We start from the raw sequence: 19,090 nt of genomic DNA on the forward strand, positions 1-19,090 counted from the left end.
GGTGTGCGCGTAACGCGTAGGGCTCAGGCCTTGGTCGTCTTGGTATGCTTTTCGATGAGGCTGCGTGCCGTGTCGAGCAGCTTCTTGCCATCGAAGCCTTTTTTGTTCATGTCTTCCACCCACTCGACTTCCACCGTGCGCGATTTGCGGCGGAAATCCTGGGCTTCGGCCGCGCTCACGGTGTAAATCGTGTTGCCGCGGTCGCTGGCGGTCTTGCGGCCGGGGACGTCGTTGCCCTGCTGCACCTTGCCCAGCCAGGCCGAGGTCGCCATGCCGGAGTTGTTGTCGATGACCTTCTTGAGATCGGGCGCCAGCGAGTTGTACTTGGCCTTGTTCATGGCCATCACAAAGGTGGTGGTGTAGAGGCTGCCGCCGGCGGGGTCGAACTCTGCGTGGAATTTGGTGAGCTCGTTGACCTTGACAGAAGGCACGACCTCCCAGGGAATCACACAGCCGTTGATGGTGCCCTTGCTCAGCGCGTCGGGAATCTGCGGCAGCGGCATGCCGACCGGCGTGGCGCCCAGCACGCCCATGAGCTTGGTCACCTGGCGGGTCGGTGCGCGCAGCTTGAGGCCGCGCATGTCGGCGATGGACTTGACGGGCTTGTCCACCGTGTGGATCACGCCGGGGCCGTGCACCTGCAGCGCCAGCACCTGGGTGTCCTTGAATTCATCGGGCGCGACTGTCTGCACGTATTCCCAATAGGCCTTGGACGTCGCTTCGGCGTTGGACATGATGAAAGGCAGCTCAAACACCTCGATGCGCGGGAAGCGGCCGGCGGTGTTGCCGGGCAGGGTCCAGACCACGTCGACCACACCGTCCTTGACCTGGTCGTAGAGCTGCACGGGCGTGCCGCCCAGCTGCATGGCCGGGTAGCCCTCGAACTTGATGCGCCCGCCCGATTCCTTTTCGACCTTTTCCATCCAGGGCTTGTGCATGGCCAGCCAGACGTTGGACGAGGGCGACATGAAGGTGTGGAACTTCAGGGTCACGGCCTGCTGGGCCAGACTGGAGAGGGCCGGTGCGCCCAGCGCGGCGGCGGCGGCGCCGGTTTTAAGAAGGGTTCGTCTTTGAATCATGGCGTGTCTCCTGTGGGCAATATGGGTAACTTAAGGCAAGCGAGCGGGTTTGAGAAGCGGTGAAAGCCCTAGCCGATGTATTTCACCAGCCACAGCGATATGCCGGGGAACAACAGCAGCAAAGTAGTGCGGATGGTGTCGCTGATGAGGAAGGGCATCACACCCTTGTAGCTTTCGCTGATGGGCACGTCCTTGGCCAGGCCGTTGACGACGTAGACGTTCAGCCCCACCGGCGGCGCCAGCATGCCGAAGCCCACCGTCATCAGCACCATGATGCCGAACCAGATCGCGGTGGATTCCTTGGCCATGCCGAAGTCCAGGCCCATGACCATGGGGAAAAAGATCGGTATGGTCAGCAGCAGCATGGACAGCTCGTCCATCACCGCGCCCAGCACCACGTAAAACAGCAGGATGGCCGTGACGACCATCAGGGGCGACAGGCCCCAGCCGCCGACCACGCCGGCGAGCTGGTTGGGCACCTGGGTCAGGGCCAGGGCGGAGTTCATCAGGTCGGCACCTATGAAAATCAGGAAGATCATGGCCGAGCTTTCCGCGGTGGCGTAAAAACACAGCTTGAACTTGGCCCAGGTGATCTCGCGCTTGATCAACGCGGCCACAAAGGTGGCGGCCGCGCCCACGGCCGCGCCTTCGGTGGGCGTGAACAAGCCGCCGTAAATGCCGCCGAAGACGATCATGAAGATGAGGGCGATGGGCAGTATGCCCATCAGGGAAGCCAGCGTCATGGGCGGCCTGTCGTCGTCCACCTCGGGGGCCTGGCCGGGCACCAGCCGCACGTAGATGGCGATAGCCACCATGTAGCCGAACATCGCGATGATGCCCGGCACCATGGCTGCGGCAAACAGCTTGGCAATGTTCTGCTCGGTGAGGATGGCGTAAATCACCAGCGGTACGGACGGCGGGATCAGGATGCCCAGGGTACCGCCTGCCGCCAGCGTGCCGGTGGACAGCCGGCCCGAATAGCCGTGGCGCTTCATTTCGGGCAGCGCCACGCCGGTGATGGTGGCGGCCGTGGCGACCGAAGACCCGCAGATGGCGCCGAAAGCCGCGCACGCGAGGATGGAGGCCATGGCCAGCCCGCCCTTGAAGCGGCCCATCACGCCGGCCGCGAAACTGAACAGCGCGCGGCTGATGCCTCCCTGCGTCGCGAAATGTCCCATCAGGATGAAGAGCGGGATTACCGACAGGTCATAGCTGGCAAAGCGCGCGAAGGCCTGGGTATTGAGGAAACTGGAAAACGGGCCCCATCCGGTTTGCATCACATAACCGATGGCGCCCGCGGTGAACATGGCGACCGCAATAGGCACGCGGATGGCCATGAAGACCAGCATGATGCCGAAAATGACCAGGGCGAGCGTGATGGAGCTCATATGTGCGCCTCCAGCTCGTCCAGCGCGTCGCGTGTTTCATGGGCATCGCCGAAGCCGAAAACGGCCTGGTAAAAACCGATCACGCAGGTCAGCACGAAGGGCGGAACCATGGCGGCGTAGACCGTCCATTCCGGAAAACCCAGGATCTGGGTTTCCGAGTGCGTGTTGTAGGAGTTGAGGCCGCCCAGCACCGTGCGCCAGGCCAGCAGGCCGAAGATGACGCCCAGCAGCAGCGCGCCGAAACGGTCCAGCCTGTCGTTGGAAGGCCGACTCAGCCTGGCCGTGAAAAAGTCCACGATGATGTTGCCGCGCTTGATCTGGCAAAAGGGCATGAAAAGCGCGATGGCCGCGCCGGTCACCACACCGGTGAGCTCGAAGTCGCCGACCAGTGTGGCGCCCAGCAGGTTGCGGCCTATCAGGCTGGCGCAGGTCATCAAGGTGATGGCCGTGAGCAGCACGCCGGCCAGCACGGCGCAGAGTTTTGCGAGGGACTGCAGGATTTTCAAGTAGGGTCTCCGAAAGGCAGGACAGGATCTCGGGAACGTCCCCGGACCGCATGGGCCGATTATCAGAATGGCGGCTTCATCCGGGCAGGCGGCTTACCCGAAGAGGCCAGGGTATTTGCGCGATGATTAAAACAGATGCGCGTTCATCGCGCAAACCGCCCGCCATGAAAAACGGCCGCGCGAGGCGGCCGTTCATGCTTGTCGTCGCCGCCTGCGGTGTGGGCGCGGACATGGGCGAAAGCGTGCTTACGCGACCTTGACGGTCAGCGTGCTTACGCGACCTTGACGGTCAGCGTGCCCAGGCCGGCCACGCTGCCGACCATGGTGTCGCCGGACACCACCGCCGCCACGCCTTCGGGCGTGCCGGTGTAAATCAGGTCGCCGGGCTGCAGTTCCCAGGCCGTCGACAGGTGTTCAATGGTTTCGGCGATGTTCCAGATCAGCTTGGAGACATTGCTGCGCTGGCGGTCCGTGCCATTGACCTGGATGTACAGCTCGGCATTGTTCACGTCGCCGGCCTGGGCCGCGGGCGTGATGGGGCCTATAGGCGCGGAGTGGTCGTAGGCCTTGCCGATGCACCAGGGGCGGCCCTGCTTTTTCATCTCGCCCTGCAGGTCGCGGCGCGTCATGTCCAGGCCCACGGCGTAGCCGTAGATGTGCTTGTGCGCGTCGGCGGCCTTGATGTTCTTGCCGCCGGTGCCGATCGCCACCACCAGCTCGATCTCGTGGTGCAGGTTTTTGGTGAGGCTGGGGTAGGGAATGGTGCCGGTGCTGCCGGCGTCCACCGCGACGATGGCGTCGGCCGGTTTCAGGAAGAAGAAGGGCGGCTCGCGGCCGGTAAAACCCATTTCCTTGGCGTGCTCTTCGTAGTTGCGGCCCACGCAGTAAATGCGGTGCACGGGAAAACGCTCCTTGGTGCCGACGACGGGGACGGACACCGTGGCCGGTGGGGTGATGACAAAACTCATGACAACCTTTCTTCTCTGTGTATGCCCAGGGCCTGGTGCACCGGGCGGTCTGAAAAACTGAACAGCACACAAGCTTGCGCCGAACGCAATTGCGCAGTGTGCCACGACGGAATCACAAAATGGTCGCGCGGGCCGAACTCGAAAACCTGAGTCTCGCCGTTGCGCTCGATGTGAACGGTGCCTGAACCCTCGACCACGCTGAACACGGCGCCGTCGGTCTGGCGCCAGGGCTTGCCGGCAAAACCCGCGGGCAGGCGCTGCATAAAGGTCGCCATGGTGGGCATGGGCGAGCCGCCCGTGGCCGGGTTCACGTAGCGCAGCTTGACGCCGTCCCAGGCGTCGATGTCGGCATGCATCTCCAGCTGGTGCAGGGTCTCGCGGGTGCGCTCGTAGGGATAGCTGAAGATGGGCGAAGTCTGGCCGAAAGGCGCGTCGTAGCGCATCGGCAGCATGTTGGCGCCGTAGCGGTGGCTGCTGATGCCCAGGGGCTTGGTGACTTCCTGCTGCCTGGCGCCGCCGTTTTCGGCAAAGCCCGCGTCGAAGAAGCGCAGCATCGGGATGTCCAGCCCGTCCAGCCAGACCACCGGCGTGTCGGATTCGACGCGGCCTTCGTGGCCGTGGTCGTGCCAGGTCCAGCTTGGCGTGATGATGAAGTCGCCGGGTTTCATCTGCGTGCGCTCGCCGTCCACCGCGGTGAAGGCGCCATGGCCTTCGACCACGAAGCGCAGCGCGCTTTGCGTGTGGCGGTGGCTGGGCGCGATTTCACCGGGCAGGATGACCTGCAGGCCGGCGTAGAGCGACTGCGTGATGCAGGACTGCCCGCGCAGGCCTGGGTTCTCCAGGATCAGCACGCGGCGCACCGCTTCCTCGGCGGTGATCAGTTCGCCCGACTGCATCAGGAAGGGATGCACATCGGCATATTTCCACAGCGCCGGCCGGCAGGGCGTGCTCGGCGATTGCGGCACCAGGGCGTGCAGCACCTCCCAGAGCGGCGTCATGCTGTGCGCCGAAATGGCCTCATAAAAAGCCTTGCGCGCGGCGCCGTCGGGCACTGCGCGCTGGCCGGGGGCGGGAGGGGGCGTCATGTCCATGATGGGTGTCCTTCCTGGGTTAAAGATCGCCGTCGTTGTCGAAATACACGCCGTCCCGTGTGAGCAACTGTTGCAACTGCTTCACATCGGTCTCGGCAAAACTCGGGCCCGCGCCCGGCATGGCCGCGGCCGTGCCGGCTGCCTGGCCCATCACAAAACAGCCGCCGCTGGCGCGCGCGGCCGACTGGCCCTCATGCGTCATCGAGGCGCAGCGCCCGGCCACCAGCAGGTTGGCCACGCCCTGGGGCACCAGCATGCGCCAGGGCAGCTCGTTGTAGGCGCGGCCTTGCGCTGCGTCGACGTTGCGCGGAAACTGCCAGTCGATGCGGCCGTCGGCGTGCAGCTCCATGGGCCAGGCGTTGATGCCTATGGCGTCGTCAAAACGGGCCGAGGAAAGGATGTCTTCGCCGCTCAGCGCATACAGGCCCTTGATACGGCGCGTCTCGCGTATGCCGACCTGGGGCGCGATGTCCACGATGGCGGAATCCGCGAAACCCGGCACCTCGTCGCGCAGGAAGCGGAAGTACTCGGTGATCTGGCGCCGGCCTTCGAGTTCGCCCTCGCTGAGCTGGCGCGCGTCGGTGGCGTCCATGGCCGTGCCTTGGGCATTGCGGATCTGCGTGACGTTGGCGCGCCATTCGGCCGGGTTCTTCTGCGGCCTGAGGATGGCGCCCTCGCGCGGGAACTTGTAGCGGCCCGGATGCCGTGCCTGGCTGTCGGCCATCAGCGTGTTGATGGCCTTGAACTCGCCGACGGCCGCCAGCGCGCGCGCTGCGTCGACGTGGCCGACACGGAACATGGTCGACGGAAACAGCGCACTGCCGTGGCCGTCGCCGAGCTCGAAAGGCACGCCCGCGAAGTTCGCCACGTCGGCATCGCCCGAGCAGTCGATAAAACGCGTGGCGCGTATGGCCTGGCGGCCGGATTTTGTTTCCACCACCAGGGCGCTGATGCGATCACCCTCCATCACCACGGCCGCGGCCCAGGCATGGAAGAGGATGTGCACGCCGGCGGCCACCAGCAACTGGTCGGCCGCGCATTTGTAGGCCGACACGTCATAGGAGCGCACGCGTATGCGGCCCTGCATGCCGTCCTGCGGCGCGTTCAGGCCGCCCAGCGTGTCTATGCGCTGCAGCAGCTCGTCGACGACGCCGCGCACCACCTGCCGCATTTCGCCGTTCTTGCCGCCGTACAGGCCCGCGAAATTGGTGACGCCGCCGGCCGTGCCCATGCCGCCCAGGAAACCGTAGCGCTCCACCAGCAGGGTGCGCGCGCCATGCCGTGCGGCGCTGACGCTGGCGGCCAGGCCCGCTGGCCCGCCGCCCACGACGACCACGTCAAATTCGCCGTAAACGGGCAGGGCGCGTGCGGGTTCTGTAACGGAAGGCATGACTGTTTTCAGCGGCTTATTCAAGCTTGATGCCGCGCGACTGGATGATGCCGCCCAGGATGGCGGCCTCGTCCTTCACGCGGCTCTTGAGGCCGTCCGGCGATGTGCCCACGGCCTGCCAGCCCTGGTTGAACAGCTTTTGCCGGGTGTCGGCGTCGCGGATGATGCGCGGCACTTCCTGCGCGAGGCGCGCCTGTGCAGCTTTGGAGAGGTTGGCTGGGCCTATCAGCGCCGTCCACACCTCGAGGTTGACTTTGCTCACGCCGGCATCGGCCAGCGGCGGCACTTCGGGCACCAGCGAGGAGCGCCCGCCAGCCAGGCCTATGGCCTTGAGTTTGCCCGCGCGCACATGCGGCATGGCCACGCCGGGCGGGATCAGCGCCATCTGGATCTGGCCGCCCAGCATGGCGGTGACCACCTGCGGGTTGCCGGCAAAGGGCACGTGCACGGGCGTGAGGCCGGGCACGCGGCTCTTGAGCAGCTCCATGCCCAGGTGGGCGACCGAGCCGTTGCCGACCGAGCCGTAGTTCCATTGGGCGCCGCCCTGGCGCGCGGCCGTGAAAAAGTCGGCCCCGCCGGGCTCGTTCGCGGGCGCCACCAGTACCAGCGGTGCGGTGGCCAGCAGCGAGATGAGCGTGAAATCTTTCACCGGGTCGTAAGGCAGCTTGGGGTAGAGCAGCTTGGCCGAGGTCAGGTTGCCGTTGATGACGACACCCAGCGTATGGTCATCGGTGGCCTTGGCGACCTGGTCGGCCGCGATATTGCCCGACGCGCCGGGCTTGTTCTCGATGACCACCGGCTGGCCGAGCGCGCGGCTCAGCGGTTCGGCCAGGGTGCGCGCCGCCATGTCGGGTGTGGAGCCGCCGGGAAAGCCCACGAGGATGCGCACCGGCTTGCTCGGCCAGGCAGCGGGGGCTGCCGCCATCGCGGATTGCGCGCAGGCGGCCAAAAATACGGCGGAAAACAAGGTGGCAAAAGGCTTCATCGCAACAATCCCTGAGGCTTTAAAACCGTCATTGGAACAGTTTTGAAGGCTCGATTCCGTCGTACATCCACTTCAGGCCGGCGAAGCCCGCACTTTCGGTGCCGCTCTGGAACATCTGGTTGCGAAGCTCGCGCTGCACGCCGGCCGCATGGTAAATATCGCCGTAAAAACGCGCCGTCAGCTGCACGCGGCCGGTGCGCAGGTAGCGCTTTTGCTGGTACTTCTGGAACGCTTTTTCCACATCGCCACGGGTATGGCGCAGCGCTTCGCGCAGGACCACCGCGTCTTCAATGGCCTGGCCGGCACCCTGGGCTAGGTACTGCAGCATGGGGTGGGCGGCGTCGCCCAGCAGGGTCACGCGCCTGTCGGTCCAGTTCTTCACCGGCTCGCGGTCGCACAGCACCCACATTTTCCAGGTCTCTATCTTGCCCAGCAGTTCCTTGACCTGCGGGCAGGCCCCGGCGAAACGCTCGTTGAGCTCGGCCGTGTCGCCAAAGGTGTTCCAGCCCTCGTCGTACTTGTTGCTGTGGAACACCGCGACCAGGTTGAAGAGTTCGCCGCGGCGCAGCGGGTAGTGCACCAGGTGGGTTTTTTCGCCGCCCCAGAGCAGCACGTCGTCGCTCCACAAATGGGTCGGGACGTCCTCGCGCTTGAGCACCGCGCGGTAGGCGATGTGGCCGGACACGCGTGGCTTGCCGTCGCCGACCACGGCTTCGCGGATGCGGCTCCACATGCCGTCGGCGCCTATCAGCGCGCTGCCTTCCACGGTTTCGCCGCCTTCGAGCTTCACCGTCACGCCGTCGGTCGATTGGTCAAAGGACTCGACCTTGGCGCTGGTGCGCAAGGTGACGTTGGGCAGTGCGCGGCAGGCGTCCAGGAAGACCTGGTGCAGGTCGGCGCGGTAAATCACGCCATAAGGAAAGCCGTAGGTTGCGCGGGCCAGGTCGCCCAGCGGCACGCGCACGACTTTTTCACCGGTCCGCACGTCGTTCATGCCCAGCCCGGCGGGAAAGAACGCCACGCGGTTGATGGCTTCGGTCAGGCCCAGGTAGTCGAACATGCGGAAGATGTTGGGGCCCAGTTGGATGCCGGCGCCGATTTCGCCGAAGCTCGCCGCCTGCTCGAACAGGGTCACGCGGTGGCCGTCCTGGGCCAGCACCATGGCAGCGGCCAGCCCGCCAATGCCGCCGCCCGAGACGAGGAGAGGAAGTGCGGATGTTTGTGCCATAGGTGAGAGGATGGGTGAAAGGCTGAGCCAGGGAGGGCTTGAGTGGGATGCCTTTATGATAAGTATACTTATCAATAGGGCTCTTGATACCTTGGTAGTTACCCTGAATTGCAAAGTGGGCCGTTAAACTCCGCGGATGGCAAAAACATTTAATTTCAGCGAAGCTCCCGGCCACCTGATCCGCCGCGCGCAACAGCTCGCGGTGGCGATTTTCATGGAGGAGACGGCCGGCTTTGACGCCACACCGGTGCAGTTTGCCATCCTGAACGCCCTGATGGACGACCCCGGCGAGGACCAGATCACGCTGTCGGGCCGGGTGGCCTTCGATCCGGCCACTTTCGGTTCGGTGATAGGGCGGCTGGAAGCCAAGGGCTGGGTCAAACGCGAGGCCGACCCCGCCGACAAGCGCCGCAAGCTGCTGTGGACTACGCCCGAGGGCGAAAAAATCGCGCTGCAGATGAAGCGCGCCGTGAGCAAGACCCAGCAGCGCATCCTGGCCCCGCTGGACGAAAACGAGCGGGTCCAGTTCAACCAGCTGCTGGCCAAGCTGGTCACCGGCCACGAAAACGACGGCCGCTAGCCGGCACGCGAATAAAAAAACGGGGCTTTTCAGCCCCGTTTTTGATGGGATCCAGCCAGGCCTCAGGCTGACTTGGCGACCAGGTCGAAATGCTCCACCGTGGGCGGGCCGGCGAAAAACGGCCCGACGATGGCGCGCCAGTCGGCAAAAGCCGGCGACTGGCGGAAGTCGACGGTGTGGTTTTCCAGCGTATCCCAGAAGATCTGCAGGATGTAGCGCTCGGGGCTTTCAATGCCCTTGTTGACCTTGAAACCCTGGAAGCCCTTGGCCTTGGAAATCACCTCCCGCAGGCCGCGCTGTATGGCTTCGTCAAAAGCGGCTTGCTGGCCGGGGTGGATGCGGATGTCGGCGAGTTCGAGAATCATGAAAAAGCTCCTTTGATTTTTATTTGATGTCTCAGTATTGGGTTGCCGGTAACTGTACCGTCAATCCGTCCAGCGCCGGCGTGAGCTTGATCTGGCAGCTCAGGCGGCTGGTGGCGCTGCGCGGCGCGGCGGTGAACTCCAGCATGCCCAGCTCCTCGCCGTCGGGCGGCGGCAGGCTGGCTGTGTCGGAGGCGAAGGGCTCCTGGACATGCACATGGCAGGTGGCGCAGGTCAGCAACCCGCCGCAGTCGGCCGCGATGCCGTCTATGCCGGCCGCCACGGCGGCCTCCATCAGGCTTTTGCCGGGCTTGCCTTTGGCCTCGGTGGTGCGGCCGTCGGCCGCGATGAAATGAAGGGTGATCATGAAGAGGGGTGATGCCGTCAGATGCGGCTGAAGTATTCGCGTCTTTGCCAGTCGTCCTTGTCCTCGGCGTCGGCATGGCGGGCGATTTCGGCCTGTTTGATGTGGGTGAGGTGGCCGATGAAAGTATCGCCGAAGGCGGCCACCAGCACGGCGTCGGCCTTCAGCGCCTCCAGCGCCTCGCCCAGGCTGCTGGGGATTTTTTCGGCACTGCCGCCATAAGGCGCATCGGTGGCCGGCGGGGCCTTGAGGCGGCGCGTGATGCCGTCCAGCCCGGCGTGGATTTGCGAGGCCAGGTAGAGGTAGGGGTTGGCGGCGGGCTCGCCCAGGCGGTTTTCGATGCGCGTGCCCTTGTCATCGCACTGGCCGACCACACGCAGCATGGCGCCCCGGTTGTCGCGGCCCCACAAGATCGATTGCGGCGCCAGCGCGTTGGGCCGAAAGCGCCCGAAGCCGTTGATGGTGGGCGTGCAGAAGGCCGTCATGCCGCGCGCATGCGCCAGCAGCCCCGCCAGGTAGTGCTCGCCGGTTTCCGAGAGCGTGTACTGCGCATCCGCTGGCGTCGTGCCGGCCGCGGGATTGGCGCGCTTGAACAGGTTGGCGCCGGTTTTCAGGTCCACCAGCGATTGGTGCAGATGCCAGCCGCTGGACATGATGTGGGGGAAAGGCGGGCGGCACATGAAAGTCGCGTGGTAGCCGGCGCGGCGCAGCGCCTGCTTCACCGCGCTGCGAAACAGCACCATGTTGTCGGCGGCGGCCAGCGCATCGGTGGCCTCGAACACCGCCTCGACCTGGCTGGGGCCGAGCTCGATTTCCAGCGAGAGCAGTGGCAGGCCCAGCGCCTGCGCCGTGCGCTGCACGATGCGCAGTGGTTCTTCGGCCATGTCGGCCCACTGCTCGGACAGCAGGTGGTAGCCGGGGTGGATCATGCTCACCTGCGGCGGCAGGCCGGGCCAGCCGGCCAGTTCGGGGTCCAATTGCGGATGCCGCCCGCCCTCGTTGATGCGGTAGATATGGAATTCGATTTCCAGCCCGCACTTCATGCCGTAGCCGGCCCCGGCCAGCTTGGCCAGCGCGCTTTGCAGCACGCGGCGCGTGTCGAGTTCGACCGGGCTGCCGTCGGGAAACCAGGGCTGGCACTGCAGCCAGCCGGTTTTGTCGACCCATGGCAGTTGCTGGAGGCTGGCCGGGTCGGCCAGCAGCATCACATTGCCGCCGAATTCAAAACCCGGCAGGCCCGCGGCGCCGCCGGCCTCGAACACCTTGTAGGCGGTGCGGTCGGCCGTGTCCTTGAGCAGCAGCGTGCTGACCATGCCCACGCCATCCGTCATGGCTTGTGCAGCGGCAGAAGCCACCAGCGTCTTGCCGCGCAGCATACCGTGCAGGTCGCACCAGGCAAAGCGCACCAGCTCCAGGCCGCCGGCCTCGATGCGCCGCAGCGCTTCGGCCTGGGCGGCCTGCCTGGCGGCGTCGTGCACGCCGCATTGCGCCGCGAAACTCATGATTGTGTGGCGGTGTCGGCTGAAGCGAGCGATGCGGCGCCGGCATCCAGCCAGGGCGCGCCCTCGCGTTTGGCGCGCGCGTTTTGCTGCCACCACTGGGCCCACTCGCCGGCCGGCGCGATGCCGTCCACCGTGTCCGGGCCGGTGATCATCGCGGCCTGCGCGGGGTCGCCGATGCCGGGGGCCACGCCGCCGTTCTGCACGGTCTCGATCGCCTTGAGCAGCACGCGCCGGTTGGCCATGATGACCTTGTCGGACGTGGCCAGGTGCTCGCGCGTGCGGTCCTGGATCGCGCCCATGCTTTCCACAGCCCACTGGTCGTGCACATTGATGTCTTCCTCGCCCATGCCCAGGTAGGTGGTGCTCATCTGCTCCTCGGCATTAAAGCCCCAGTCGTTGTGGCGGCCGGCCTTGGGGATGTAGTCGGGCAGGGCGATGAACTGCTGGCGCTGCGCGCGCATGCTTTCGCGGTCCAGCGGGCCGGCAAAACTCGTGAAGAAGGTGTACCAGTAGGTGTGGGTGTCGTCTACCGGCACATGCATCTGGGTGATGGTCATGGTCTCCGACAACGGGATCACAAAGGTGGCCGGGAAGATGGCATTGGTCACGCGCACGTGGGTGAGCTTGTCGGTCATGGCGCGCAGCGCGGTCAGCTGCATGCCCCAGGGCTTGTTCTCGAAGCTGATGTCGGGCTGGGCGAACTCGCGCATGATGCGCGTCATCGGCCACTGCTCACCGTCCTTGCTGCCGGCACTGGCGCTGCGAAACTGTTTGCCGGCCGGGTTCTCGCCGATCTGGTCCAGCGGGTCGTCCTGCAAAAAGCGGTGCAAAAAGGATGGATGCGCCGGGTCTATGCCCACTTCAAAGGCCTGCAGCCAGTTGGCGTTCCACAAGCCCTTGAAGGCAAAGCTGTGCGTGGCCGGCGCGGTGAAGCAGTCAAACGCCGGGAAGGGCGGCGGCGTACTGCCCTCGTCGCCCAGCCAGGCAAACAGCACGCCGGCTTTTTCAATGACCGGGTAGCTGCGCTGACGTATGCGTTCGCACAGCTTGCTGCCGGTCGGCTCCGCCGGCGTTTCCAGGCAGCGGCCGTCGGTGGCGAACTTCCAGCCATGGAAAGGGCAGCGCAGGCCGCCGCCCTGGGCTGCGCTTTCGCGCCGGCCGAAGGACAGGTCGGCGCCGCGGTGCGCGCAGTCGCGGTCCAGCAGGCCCCAGGCGCCGGAGGCATCCTTGAACAGCACCAGGTCCTGGCCGAAGAGTTTCAGCGCCTTGACCGGGCGGATCGCCATGCGCGGGTCCAGTGCCGGGTTGAACTCGTCGACCAGCGCGGCGGGCTGCCAGTACTGGCGCAGCAGCTTGCCGCAGGGCGTGCCCGCGGTGATGCGGGTCAACAGTTGGTTTTGTTCAGCGTTCATGGCGAGGCCTTGTCATGCAGGGTAAACCTAAAAACGGTATCCCAAATTTAAAATTCAGTGTACATTCACGGCCATGAACTTGCAAGAAACCGTGTTGATGCAGTTGCGCGACCTGATCCTGCGCGGCGAGTTCGAGCCCGGCCAGCGCCTGGCCGAGCAGCAGCTGGCCGAGCGCCTGGGCGCCTCGCGCACACCGGTGCGGGCCGCGCTGGTCACGCTGGAGCAGGAAGGGCTGGTCGAGGCCAACGACACCGGCAAATACCTGGTGCGCCAGTTCACGCCGCGCGAGGTGTCCGACGCCATCGCGGTGCGCGGCCACCTTGAGGGCATGGCCGCGCGCCTGGTGGCCGAGCACGGCGTGTCGCGCCAGCTGCAGCTCGATTTGCAGTCCTGCCTGGACGAAGGCGACAGGGCACTGGCGGCCAACCCGCTGGGCTATGACAACTACGCGGCCTATGCCGCCATGAACGACCGCTTCCACGCGCTGATCCTGGAGGCCAGCGGCAACCGCGCCTTGCAGCGGGCCGTCGAACTCAACGACAAACTGCCTTTCGCATCGGCCTCGGCCATGCTGCCCATGCAGTCCACGCTGGAGCAGGACCGCGACTGGATGCATTACGCGCACCGCCAGCACCACATGCTGTTTGCCGCGCTCAAGGCCGGCGAGGGCGCGCGCGCCCAGGCCCTGGCCGTGGAGCACACCGAGGTGGCGCAAATGAATATGCGCATGGCGCTGGAGCGGCGCGCCGAGACCGAAAGCGTGTTGCCGGGCTTGCGTCTCGTCGTAGGTCGTTAAACCTTAGCGCTCGCCCAGCAGCAGCTTCACGTCCACCGAATCGGCAACGGCCTTGTTGCCGGCATTACTCAGGTGCAGGTGGTCGCCCGAGTCGTAGGCCGGCAGTATGCGCAGCGGGTTCAAGGGGGCGCGCACCACCGCATCAAAGTCCAGCACCGCGTCAAATTCACCGCTGTGGCGTATCCAGTGATTGATGCGCTGACGCAGCGCATCCTTCTCGGGGCTGTAATAGTTCGCGATCGGCGAGCCCGGCATGGTCAGCGCTCCTTCAAACGGCGTCAGCGTGGCGCCGGCTATGCGCACGCCCCGGCTGCGGGCGCGGGCAATCAGTTGCCGGTAGCCGGCTATCAGGGCATCGGCCTGCGTGGCCGGCTCCCGAGGTTCAAACGTGCTGCCGGGCCAACTGATGTCGTTGATGCCCATCAGCAGCACCACGCTCGCCACGCCGGGCTGACCCAGAACGTCGCGCTCAAAGCGCGCGAGCGCATTCGGGCCCATGTGGTTTTTGAGCACCCGCCCGCCCGAGATCCCGGCATTGAGCACGGCCACGTTCTGGCCTGCCAGGCGGCGCGCCAGGAAATCGGGCCAGCGGCTGTCGGTGCCCGGCGTGGAGGCCGCGCCGTCGGTGATGGAATCGCCAAAGGCCACCACGCTGCGCGTACCGGGAGCGGCCTCGACCAGCACGGCGCTCAGGAACAGCCGGCTGTTCACTACGCCGTCGGCCTTGACGCTTGCCGCACTGGCGACGTTGCCCGCCGCGATCTGCGCGGGCTGCAGGCCGTCCCAGTGGATGGTCGTGACCGGTGTTGCTTGCGGAAAGTACAGGCTGACGGCCAGGCGCTGCAGCGGCGCGACATCCATCGCGACCGGGTCGCTGACGATGGGCGCGCCCGCCGGCACAGTGGCCGTGGTTTGGCCGCCGAAGGTCAAGGCCAGGCTGGGCCCCCCAGTGCTGCCCGCGGTATCGCCTGCAGCCGCGATATGGGCCGCGCCGATCCGCAGGGGCTGCGCGCCGTATTCGTTGGACAGCACGATGCGCACGCGCGAGCCGCCCAGGCCGGCGCGCACGACCTGGCGCACGGTCTGGTCCTGCAAGCTGGCCGGAAGGCCCAGGGGCAAAACAAAGCCGTCAGCCCAGACGGGCTGGGGGCTGGCCGTCCAGCCCGGAACCCATTTGCCATCAGCGGCTTGCGCCAGCGGGGCAAGCGCGGCGCACAGCAATACGACGGAAAGGGCGGACTTAAGCACGCGGAGTTTCATCAAGGTATTCATGGCGATGCTGTTCAGCAGGTGGCGGGAATGGCATGCAGTTCGGCCTTGTCGCGCGACAGGCTGTACAGCGTGACGGCGATGCCCGCCGCAGTGATCAGCGCGGCCAGCCAGCTCAAGCCTCCCAGGCCGAAGGAACTGCTCACGACCAGGCCGCCCAGCCAGGCGCCCAGCGCATTGCCCACATTGAAAGCGCCTATGTTGAGGCTGGCCGCCAGGTTCTGGCCGGCGCCGTGGGCCTGCTGCAGCACGCGCATCTGCAGCGGCGCCACCGTGGCGAAAGAGGCGACGCCCAGCAGCCCGACGAAGAGCACCGTGGCCACCGGCGAGTGCAGCACAAAGCCCATCGCGCCCAGCACCAGCGCCGTCGCGCCCAGGGTGATGAGCAGGGACATGCGCAGGCCGCGGTCGGCCAGGCGCCCGCCCAGCAGGTTGCCGATGAAGATGCCGCCGCCGAACACCAGCAGGATGGGCGACACAGCGGCTTCGCTAAAGCCGGTGAGCCGGGTCAGTATGGGCTGGATATAGGTGAAGATCGCGAACACGCCGGCAAAGCCGAACACCGTCATCAACAGGCCCAGCAGGACTTGCGGGCGGGCCAGCCCGGCCAGTTCCTGGCGGATGGAGCCATTGCCGTTTTCCGCCGCGCTACGCGGCACAAAAATCGCCAGCACCAGAAAGGCCAGCAGGCCGATCAGCGCCACCACCCAGAAAGTGGAGCGCCAGCCATGGTGCAGGCCCAGCCAGGCGCCGGCCGGCACGCCGAGCAGGGTGGCCAGCGACAGGCCGCTGAACATGATGGCAATCGCTGAGGCCTTGCGCTCGGGCGCAACCAGGCCGGTGGCGACGATGGAACCCACGCCGAAGAAAGTGCCGTGCGCCAGCGAGGTGATCACGCGCGCGGCCATCAGGCTGGCGTAGTCGGGCGCCAGCGCGCAGGCGAGGTTGCCCAGGGTGAAGATGGCCATCAGCGCCAGCAGCACGGTTTTGCGCGGCAGCTTGCGCGTGGCCAGCGTCAGCACGGGCGCGCCCACCGCCACGCCCAGCGCGTAACCGGAAATCAGTAGACCCGCCGAAGCGATGCTGACGCCGAGGTCGGCGGAGACCTGCAGCAGCAGACCCATGATGACGAACTCGGTCGTGCCTATGCCGAAGGAGCCGACGGTGAGGGCCAGCAGGCCCAGGGGAAGTGAAGGGGGTGATTTTTGCGCAGCCATGGAAGTTGCCGGAAAAGTGAGGATGCAGCTAGTGTGGAGACGCAGCGGCATCTTGACTAGAATGGACTGAAGACAATCATTTGTGAATTCAATTCACATTAATCCGGGCAAAATAGCCCCACCATGCCCCGTATAGACGTCAACCGCTCCGGCGAAATGGAGGCCTTTGTCCAGGTGGTGGACAAAGGCGGGTTTTCAGCTGCCGCGCGCCAGCTGTGCATGACGCCTTCGGCCGTCAGCAAGCTGGTCACCCGGCTGGAGGCACGGCTGGGCACGCGCCTGGTCAACCGCTCCACCCGCAAGCTGCAGCTCACGCCCGAGGGCACGACCTTTTACGAACAAAGCACGCGCGTGCTGGCCGACATGGACGAGGCCGAGCGCGGCGCGGCCGCCGGCGCCATGCCGCGCGGGCGCGTCAGCATCAACGCCAGCATGCCGACCGCGCACCGCCTGCTGCTGCCGCTGGTGCCGGCCTTCCACGAGCGCTATCCCGACATCTCGCTGGACATCACGTTGACCGACCGCGTGGTCGACCTGCTGGACGAGCGCACCGACGTGGCGATACGCTGGGGCGCGCTCGCCTCGTCCCAACTGGTGGCGCGGCACCTGGGCGATACGGCGCAGCTTATCGTCGGCAGCCCGGCCTACCTGGCGCGCCACGGCACGCCGCGCACGCTGCAGGAGCTGGAGGCGCACCAGCGCCTGGCCCATACCTTCAAGCGCAATATGCATTACTGGCCGGTGCGCGTGGACGGCCAAATCCAGCAATTGCCGATCACCGGCTACGCGCGCGCGAGCGACGGCGAGGCGCTGCGCCACCTGGTGCTGGCGGGCGCGGGCCTGGCCCGCATGTCCCTGTTCCACATACGCCGCGACCTGGACGCGGGCCGCCTGGTGGCCGTGGCCGAGGACCTCAACCCGGGCGAGCGCGAACCGATCCATGCGGTGTTTGTCGGCCGTGGCGGCCGTCTGCCGGCGCGTGTGCGCGTGCTGCTGGATTTCCTGGTGGAGCAGGTCACGCAGGAGGTGCTTGATGCCGGTGGCGTGGGGCCCGATTACCTGCCCTGAGCGCCCTGGTCGCCGGTAGCCGGCAGCTGGCTAGGTACAAGCCACTAGATAGCTTTCCCTATGGTTGCCTGCCTTGGACCTGCCTAGTATTCCCATATGGGGCCGCTCCCGGCCATGGAGAATTGCTATGCACCGCCTTTCGTTTCGTACCCTGGGATTTGTCCTTGTGTTGCTCTCATCGGCCGGTGCCAGCCTGGCGCAGGAGCGCTTCACGCCCTCGGCCGACGGCCAGGAAGTCACCGACAGCCGCACCGGCCTGATCTGGAAGCGTTGCGCCGAAGGCATGGTCTTCAAGGGCAAAACCTGCACCGGGCAGGCGGCTTTCCTGAACCAGCCCGACGCGGCCGCGCGCGCCAAGGCGGCTTCCGCGCCGGGGGCTGAATGGCGCTTGCCCATCCTCAAGGAACTCTCCAGCATTGTGTCGGCGCGCGAGGCCGAGGAAAACAAGGCAGCGATAGACCCCAATGCCTTTCCCGCCACACCGGTGGCCCGCTTCTGGACTTCCAGCAGCACCGGCCCGGGCTATTTCACCTTTGTGGGTTTCAGCGACGGCAGCGCCGGTGAAGCCCCGCGCGCCACGTCCGCCGCGGTGCGCCTGGTGCGCGGCGGCAAGTAAGAACGAGGGAAAGCCCTCAGTCCTTCGCCACCTGCAGCACCAGCTTGCCGAAGTTTTCGCCGTTGAAGAGCTTGAGCAGGGTTTCGGGGAAGGTGTCCAGGCCGACGACGATGTCTTCCTTGCTTTTCATGGTGCCGGCCTTGAGGTAGCCCGCCATCTCGGCCACGCCGACGTGGTAGCGGTCGGCATAGTCGAACACCACGATGCCTTCCATGCGGGCGCGGTTCACCAGCAGCGACAGGTAGTTGGCCGGACCCTTCACCGGCGTGGTGTTGTTGTACTGGCTGATCGCGCCGCAGATGATGATGCGGGCGCCGCGCGCCAGGCGCGCCAGCACCATGTCCAGGATCTCCCCGCCCACGTTGTCGAAGTAGATGTCTATGCCCTTGGGGCAGTGTTCCTTGAGCCCGGCGCGCACGTCGCCGTTTTTGTAGTCTATGCAGGCATCAAAGCCCAGCTCGTTGACCACCCAGTCGCACTTGGCCTTGCCGCCGGCGATGCCGACCACGCGGCAGCCCTTGAGCTTGGCGATCTGGCCCACGGTCTGGCCCACGGCGCCGGCCGCACCCGACACCACCACGGTTTCGCCCGCCTTGGGCAGGCCGACTTCCAGCAGGCCGAAGTAGCCCGTCATGCCGGGCAGGCCCAGCACATTGAGCCAGGACGTCAGGCCCAGGCGCGGGTCTATCTTGAACATGCCGCTGCGCTTGATCTGGTCGGCCGGAATCAGGCAGTACTCCTGCACGTCGAGCGCGGCGTTCACATAGTCGCCCACGGCAAAGGCCGGGTTTTGCGAGGCGATCACCTTGCCCACGCCGCCGGCGCGCATCACAGCGCCGATTTCCACCGGCGGGATGTAGCTTTTGGCGTCGTTCATCCAGCCGCGCATGGCCGGGTCCAGCGACAGGTACAGGGTCTTGACGAGCACGCCGCCCGGGCCGGGTTCGGCCACGGGTTCGGTGGTGAAGTTCCAGTTGTCGCGTGTGGGCAGGCCGACGGGGCGGCTGGCCAGTCGAATCTGGTGGTTGCTCAGGCTGGTAATGGCGCTCATGGGTGTCTCCGCTGAATCTGTTGAGAAAGTGTCGCGGCCATGGTAGCGGCGGCCAGGCCCTGCGTCAGTCGCGCAGGCGATTGCCCTGCCACGGGGTGTCGCTTGAAACCACACCAGTTGTGTGACGGCGGGGATGTATTTAACCCAGCCGGGGCCGCGGAACCGGCTTTGCCGGGCCGCAGGCGCAGCGCCCCCTTCGGGGGGCAGAGAGCTACACG

The 19,090-nt window shown here is 66.0% G+C and carries 19 protein-coding genes; 4 read left to right on the forward strand and 15 right to left on the reverse strand.

Annotated features, from left to right (window positions below):
* Positions 1-23 precede the first annotated feature (23 nt).
* The 8 genes from PMI15_RS15300 to PMI15_RS15335 all read right to left on the reverse strand — a co-directional run bounded on the left by PMI15_RS15300 (position 24) and on the right by PMI15_RS15335 (position 8,635).
* Positions 24-1,079, reverse strand: coding sequence for a TRAP transporter substrate-binding protein (locus tag PMI15_RS15300; RefSeq protein ID WP_007870762.1), 1,056 nt, complete (start codon positions 1,077-1,079; stop codon positions 24-26).
* 68 nt (positions 1,080-1,147) lie between these two features.
* Complete coding sequence (locus tag PMI15_RS15305; protein ID WP_007870764.1) at positions 1,148-2,467, reverse strand: TRAP transporter large permease; 1,320 nt, start codon at positions 2,465-2,467, stop codon at positions 1,148-1,150.
* Entirely contained in the window at positions 2,464-2,973 is a 510-nt protein-coding gene (locus PMI15_RS15310; protein ID WP_007870765.1) for a TRAP transporter small permease, read from the reverse strand. The genes PMI15_RS15305 and PMI15_RS15310 overlap by 4 nt, the downstream gene beginning before the upstream one ends.
* A gap of 272 nt (positions 2,974-3,245) precedes the next feature.
* Positions 3,246-3,941 carry a fumarylacetoacetate hydrolase family protein gene (locus tag PMI15_RS15315; protein ID WP_007870768.1) on the reverse strand — a complete coding sequence of 232 codons (696 nt, stop codon included), beginning with the start codon at positions 3,939-3,941 and terminating at the stop codon, positions 3,246-3,248.
* Positions 3,938-5,032, reverse strand: a complete 1,095-nt coding sequence (gene gtdA, locus PMI15_RS15320) for a gentisate 1,2-dioxygenase (RefSeq protein WP_007870770.1) — start codon at positions 5,030-5,032, stop codon at positions 3,938-3,940. Before gtdA ends, PMI15_RS15315 begins: the two co-directional genes overlap by 4 nt.
* 19 nt (positions 5,033-5,051) lie before the next feature.
* Entirely contained in the window at positions 5,052-6,422 is a 1,371-nt protein-coding gene (locus PMI15_RS15325; RefSeq protein WP_007870772.1) for an FAD-dependent oxidoreductase, read from the reverse strand.
* Between the two features lie 16 nt (positions 6,423-6,438).
* Positions 6,439-7,407: a tripartite tricarboxylate transporter substrate binding protein gene (locus PMI15_RS15330; protein WP_007870778.1), complete on the reverse strand. Its 969-nt coding sequence runs from the start codon at positions 7,405-7,407 to the stop codon at positions 6,439-6,441.
* Between the two features lie 28 nt (positions 7,408-7,435).
* Positions 7,436-8,635, reverse strand: a complete 1,200-nt coding sequence (locus PMI15_RS15335; RefSeq protein WP_007870784.1) for a 3-hydroxybenzoate 6-monooxygenase — start codon at positions 8,633-8,635, stop codon at positions 7,436-7,438.
* 136 nt (positions 8,636-8,771) lie between these two features.
* Between PMI15_RS15335 and PMI15_RS15340 the strand changes: the two genes are divergently transcribed.
* Positions 8,772-9,215 (forward strand): MarR family winged helix-turn-helix transcriptional regulator, encoded by a 444-nt coding sequence (locus tag PMI15_RS15340; RefSeq protein ID WP_007870786.1) that lies wholly within the window; start codon positions 8,772-8,774, stop codon positions 9,213-9,215.
* Positions 9,216-9,277: 62 nt separating this feature from the next.
* Here PMI15_RS15340 and PMI15_RS15345 read toward each other — a convergent pair whose 3' ends face one another.
* From PMI15_RS15345 to PMI15_RS15360, 4 genes are read right to left on the reverse strand one after another with little or no spacing between them, the layout of a single operon-like run.
* On the reverse strand, positions 9,278-9,580 hold the full coding sequence (locus tag PMI15_RS15345; protein ID WP_007870788.1) for an antibiotic biosynthesis monooxygenase: 303 nt from the start codon (positions 9,578-9,580) through the stop codon (positions 9,278-9,280).
* A gap of 31 nt (positions 9,581-9,611) precedes the next feature.
* A complete protein-coding gene (locus PMI15_RS15350) occupies positions 9,612-9,944 on the reverse strand; it encodes a 2Fe-2S iron-sulfur cluster-binding protein (RefSeq protein ID WP_007870791.1) in 333 nt (110 codons plus the stop codon).
* A 17-nt stretch (positions 9,945-9,961) separates the two neighbouring features.
* Positions 9,962-11,443 carry a glutamine synthetase family protein gene (locus tag PMI15_RS15355; RefSeq protein ID WP_007870794.1) on the reverse strand — a complete coding sequence of 494 codons (1,482 nt, stop codon included), beginning with the start codon at positions 11,441-11,443 and terminating at the stop codon, positions 9,962-9,964.
* Positions 11,440-12,855, reverse strand: a complete 1,416-nt coding sequence (locus tag PMI15_RS15360; protein WP_007870797.1) for a Rieske 2Fe-2S domain-containing protein — start codon at positions 12,853-12,855, stop codon at positions 11,440-11,442. The genes PMI15_RS15355 and PMI15_RS15360 overlap by 4 nt, the downstream gene beginning before the upstream one ends.
* Before the next feature lie 73 nt (positions 12,856-12,928).
* Between PMI15_RS15360 and PMI15_RS15365 the strand changes: the two genes are divergently transcribed.
* Positions 12,929-13,651: a GntR family transcriptional regulator gene (locus PMI15_RS15365; RefSeq protein ID WP_007870802.1), complete on the forward strand. Its 723-nt coding sequence runs from the start codon at positions 12,929-12,931 to the stop codon at positions 13,649-13,651.
* A gap of 3 nt (positions 13,652-13,654) precedes the next feature.
* On the opposite strand, the gene PMI15_RS15370 is transcribed toward PMI15_RS15365, so the two are convergent.
* Both PMI15_RS15370 and PMI15_RS15375 read right to left on the reverse strand, forming a co-directional pair.
* Positions 13,655-14,899, reverse strand: coding sequence for an SGNH/GDSL hydrolase family protein (locus PMI15_RS15370; protein ID WP_238541132.1), 1,245 nt, complete (start codon positions 14,897-14,899; stop codon positions 13,655-13,657).
* A gap of 35 nt (positions 14,900-14,934) precedes the next feature.
* Positions 14,935-16,137, reverse strand: a complete 1,203-nt coding sequence (locus PMI15_RS15375) for an MFS transporter (protein ID WP_007870805.1) — start codon at positions 16,135-16,137, stop codon at positions 14,935-14,937.
* A 123-nt stretch (positions 16,138-16,260) separates the two neighbouring features.
* On the opposite strand from PMI15_RS15375, the gene PMI15_RS15380 reads away from it, so the two are divergent.
* Complete coding sequence (locus tag PMI15_RS15380) at positions 16,261-17,205, forward strand: LysR family transcriptional regulator (RefSeq protein ID WP_007870808.1); 945 nt, start codon at positions 16,261-16,263, stop codon at positions 17,203-17,205.
* Positions 17,206-17,332: 127 nt separating this feature from the next.
* On the forward strand, positions 17,333-17,821 hold the full coding sequence (locus PMI15_RS24080; RefSeq protein WP_007870810.1) for a DUF1566 domain-containing protein: 489 nt from the start codon (positions 17,333-17,335) through the stop codon (positions 17,819-17,821).
* Positions 17,822-17,837: 16 nt separating this feature from the next.
* On the opposite strand, the gene PMI15_RS15390 is transcribed toward PMI15_RS24080, so the two are convergent.
* Positions 17,838-18,872 (reverse strand): NADP-dependent oxidoreductase, encoded by a 1,035-nt coding sequence (locus PMI15_RS15390; RefSeq protein WP_007870811.1) that lies wholly within the window; start codon positions 18,870-18,872, stop codon positions 17,838-17,840.
* Positions 18,873-19,090 lie beyond the last annotated feature (218 nt).

The organism is Polaromonas sp. CF318 (assembly GCF_000282655.1).
Lineage (GTDB): Bacteria > Pseudomonadota > Gammaproteobacteria > Burkholderiales > Burkholderiaceae_C > Polaromonas.

Excerpts from the sequence above, each read along its gene's own strand:
- PMI15_RS15300 (WP_007870762.1), bottom strand. The coding sequence starts at position 1,079 with ATGATTCAAAGACGAACCCTTCTTAAAACCGGCGCCGCCGCCGCCGCG.
- PMI15_RS15305 (WP_007870764.1), bottom strand. The coding sequence starts at position 2,467 with ATGAGCTCCATCACGCTCGCCCTGGTCATTTTCGGCATCATGCTGGTC.
- PMI15_RS15315 (WP_007870768.1), bottom strand. The coding sequence starts at position 3,941 with ATGAGTTTTGTCATCACCCCACCGGCCACGGTGTCCGTCCCCGTCGTC.
- gtdA (WP_007870770.1), bottom strand. The coding sequence starts at position 5,032 with ATGGACATGACGCCCCCTCCCGCCCCCGGCCAGCGCGCAGTGCCCGAC.
- PMI15_RS15325 (WP_007870772.1), bottom strand. The coding sequence starts at position 6,422 with ATGCCTTCCGTTACAGAACCCGCACGCGCCCTGCCCGTTTACGGCGAA.
- PMI15_RS15330 (WP_007870778.1), bottom strand. The coding sequence starts at position 7,407 with ATGAAGCCTTTTGCCACCTTGTTTTCCGCCGTATTTTTGGCCGCCTGC.
- PMI15_RS15335 (WP_007870784.1), bottom strand. The coding sequence starts at position 8,635 with ATGGCACAAACATCCGCACTTCCTCTCCTCGTCTCGGGCGGCGGCATT.
- PMI15_RS15340 (WP_007870786.1), top strand. The coding sequence starts at position 8,772 with ATGGCAAAAACATTTAATTTCAGCGAAGCTCCCGGCCACCTGATCCGC.
- PMI15_RS15345 (WP_007870788.1), bottom strand. The coding sequence starts at position 9,580 with ATGATTCTCGAACTCGCCGACATCCGCATCCACCCCGGCCAGCAAGCC.
- PMI15_RS15350 (WP_007870791.1), bottom strand. The coding sequence starts at position 9,944 with ATGATCACCCTTCATTTCATCGCGGCCGACGGCCGCACCACCGAGGCC.
- PMI15_RS15355 (WP_007870794.1), bottom strand. The coding sequence starts at position 11,443 with ATGAGTTTCGCGGCGCAATGCGGCGTGCACGACGCCGCCAGGCAGGCC.
- PMI15_RS15360 (WP_007870797.1), bottom strand. The coding sequence starts at position 12,855 with ATGAACGCTGAACAAAACCAACTGTTGACCCGCATCACCGCGGGCACG.
- PMI15_RS15365 (WP_007870802.1), top strand. The coding sequence starts at position 12,929 with ATGAACTTGCAAGAAACCGTGTTGATGCAGTTGCGCGACCTGATCCTG.
- PMI15_RS15375 (WP_007870805.1), bottom strand. The coding sequence starts at position 16,137 with ATGGCTGCGCAAAAATCACCCCCTTCACTTCCCCTGGGCCTGCTGGCC.
- PMI15_RS15380 (WP_007870808.1), top strand. The coding sequence starts at position 16,261 with ATGCCCCGTATAGACGTCAACCGCTCCGGCGAAATGGAGGCCTTTGTC.
- PMI15_RS24080 (WP_007870810.1), top strand. The coding sequence starts at position 17,333 with ATGCACCGCCTTTCGTTTCGTACCCTGGGATTTGTCCTTGTGTTGCTC.
- PMI15_RS15390 (WP_007870811.1), bottom strand. The coding sequence starts at position 18,872 with ATGAGCGCCATTACCAGCCTGAGCAACCACCAGATTCGACTGGCCAGC.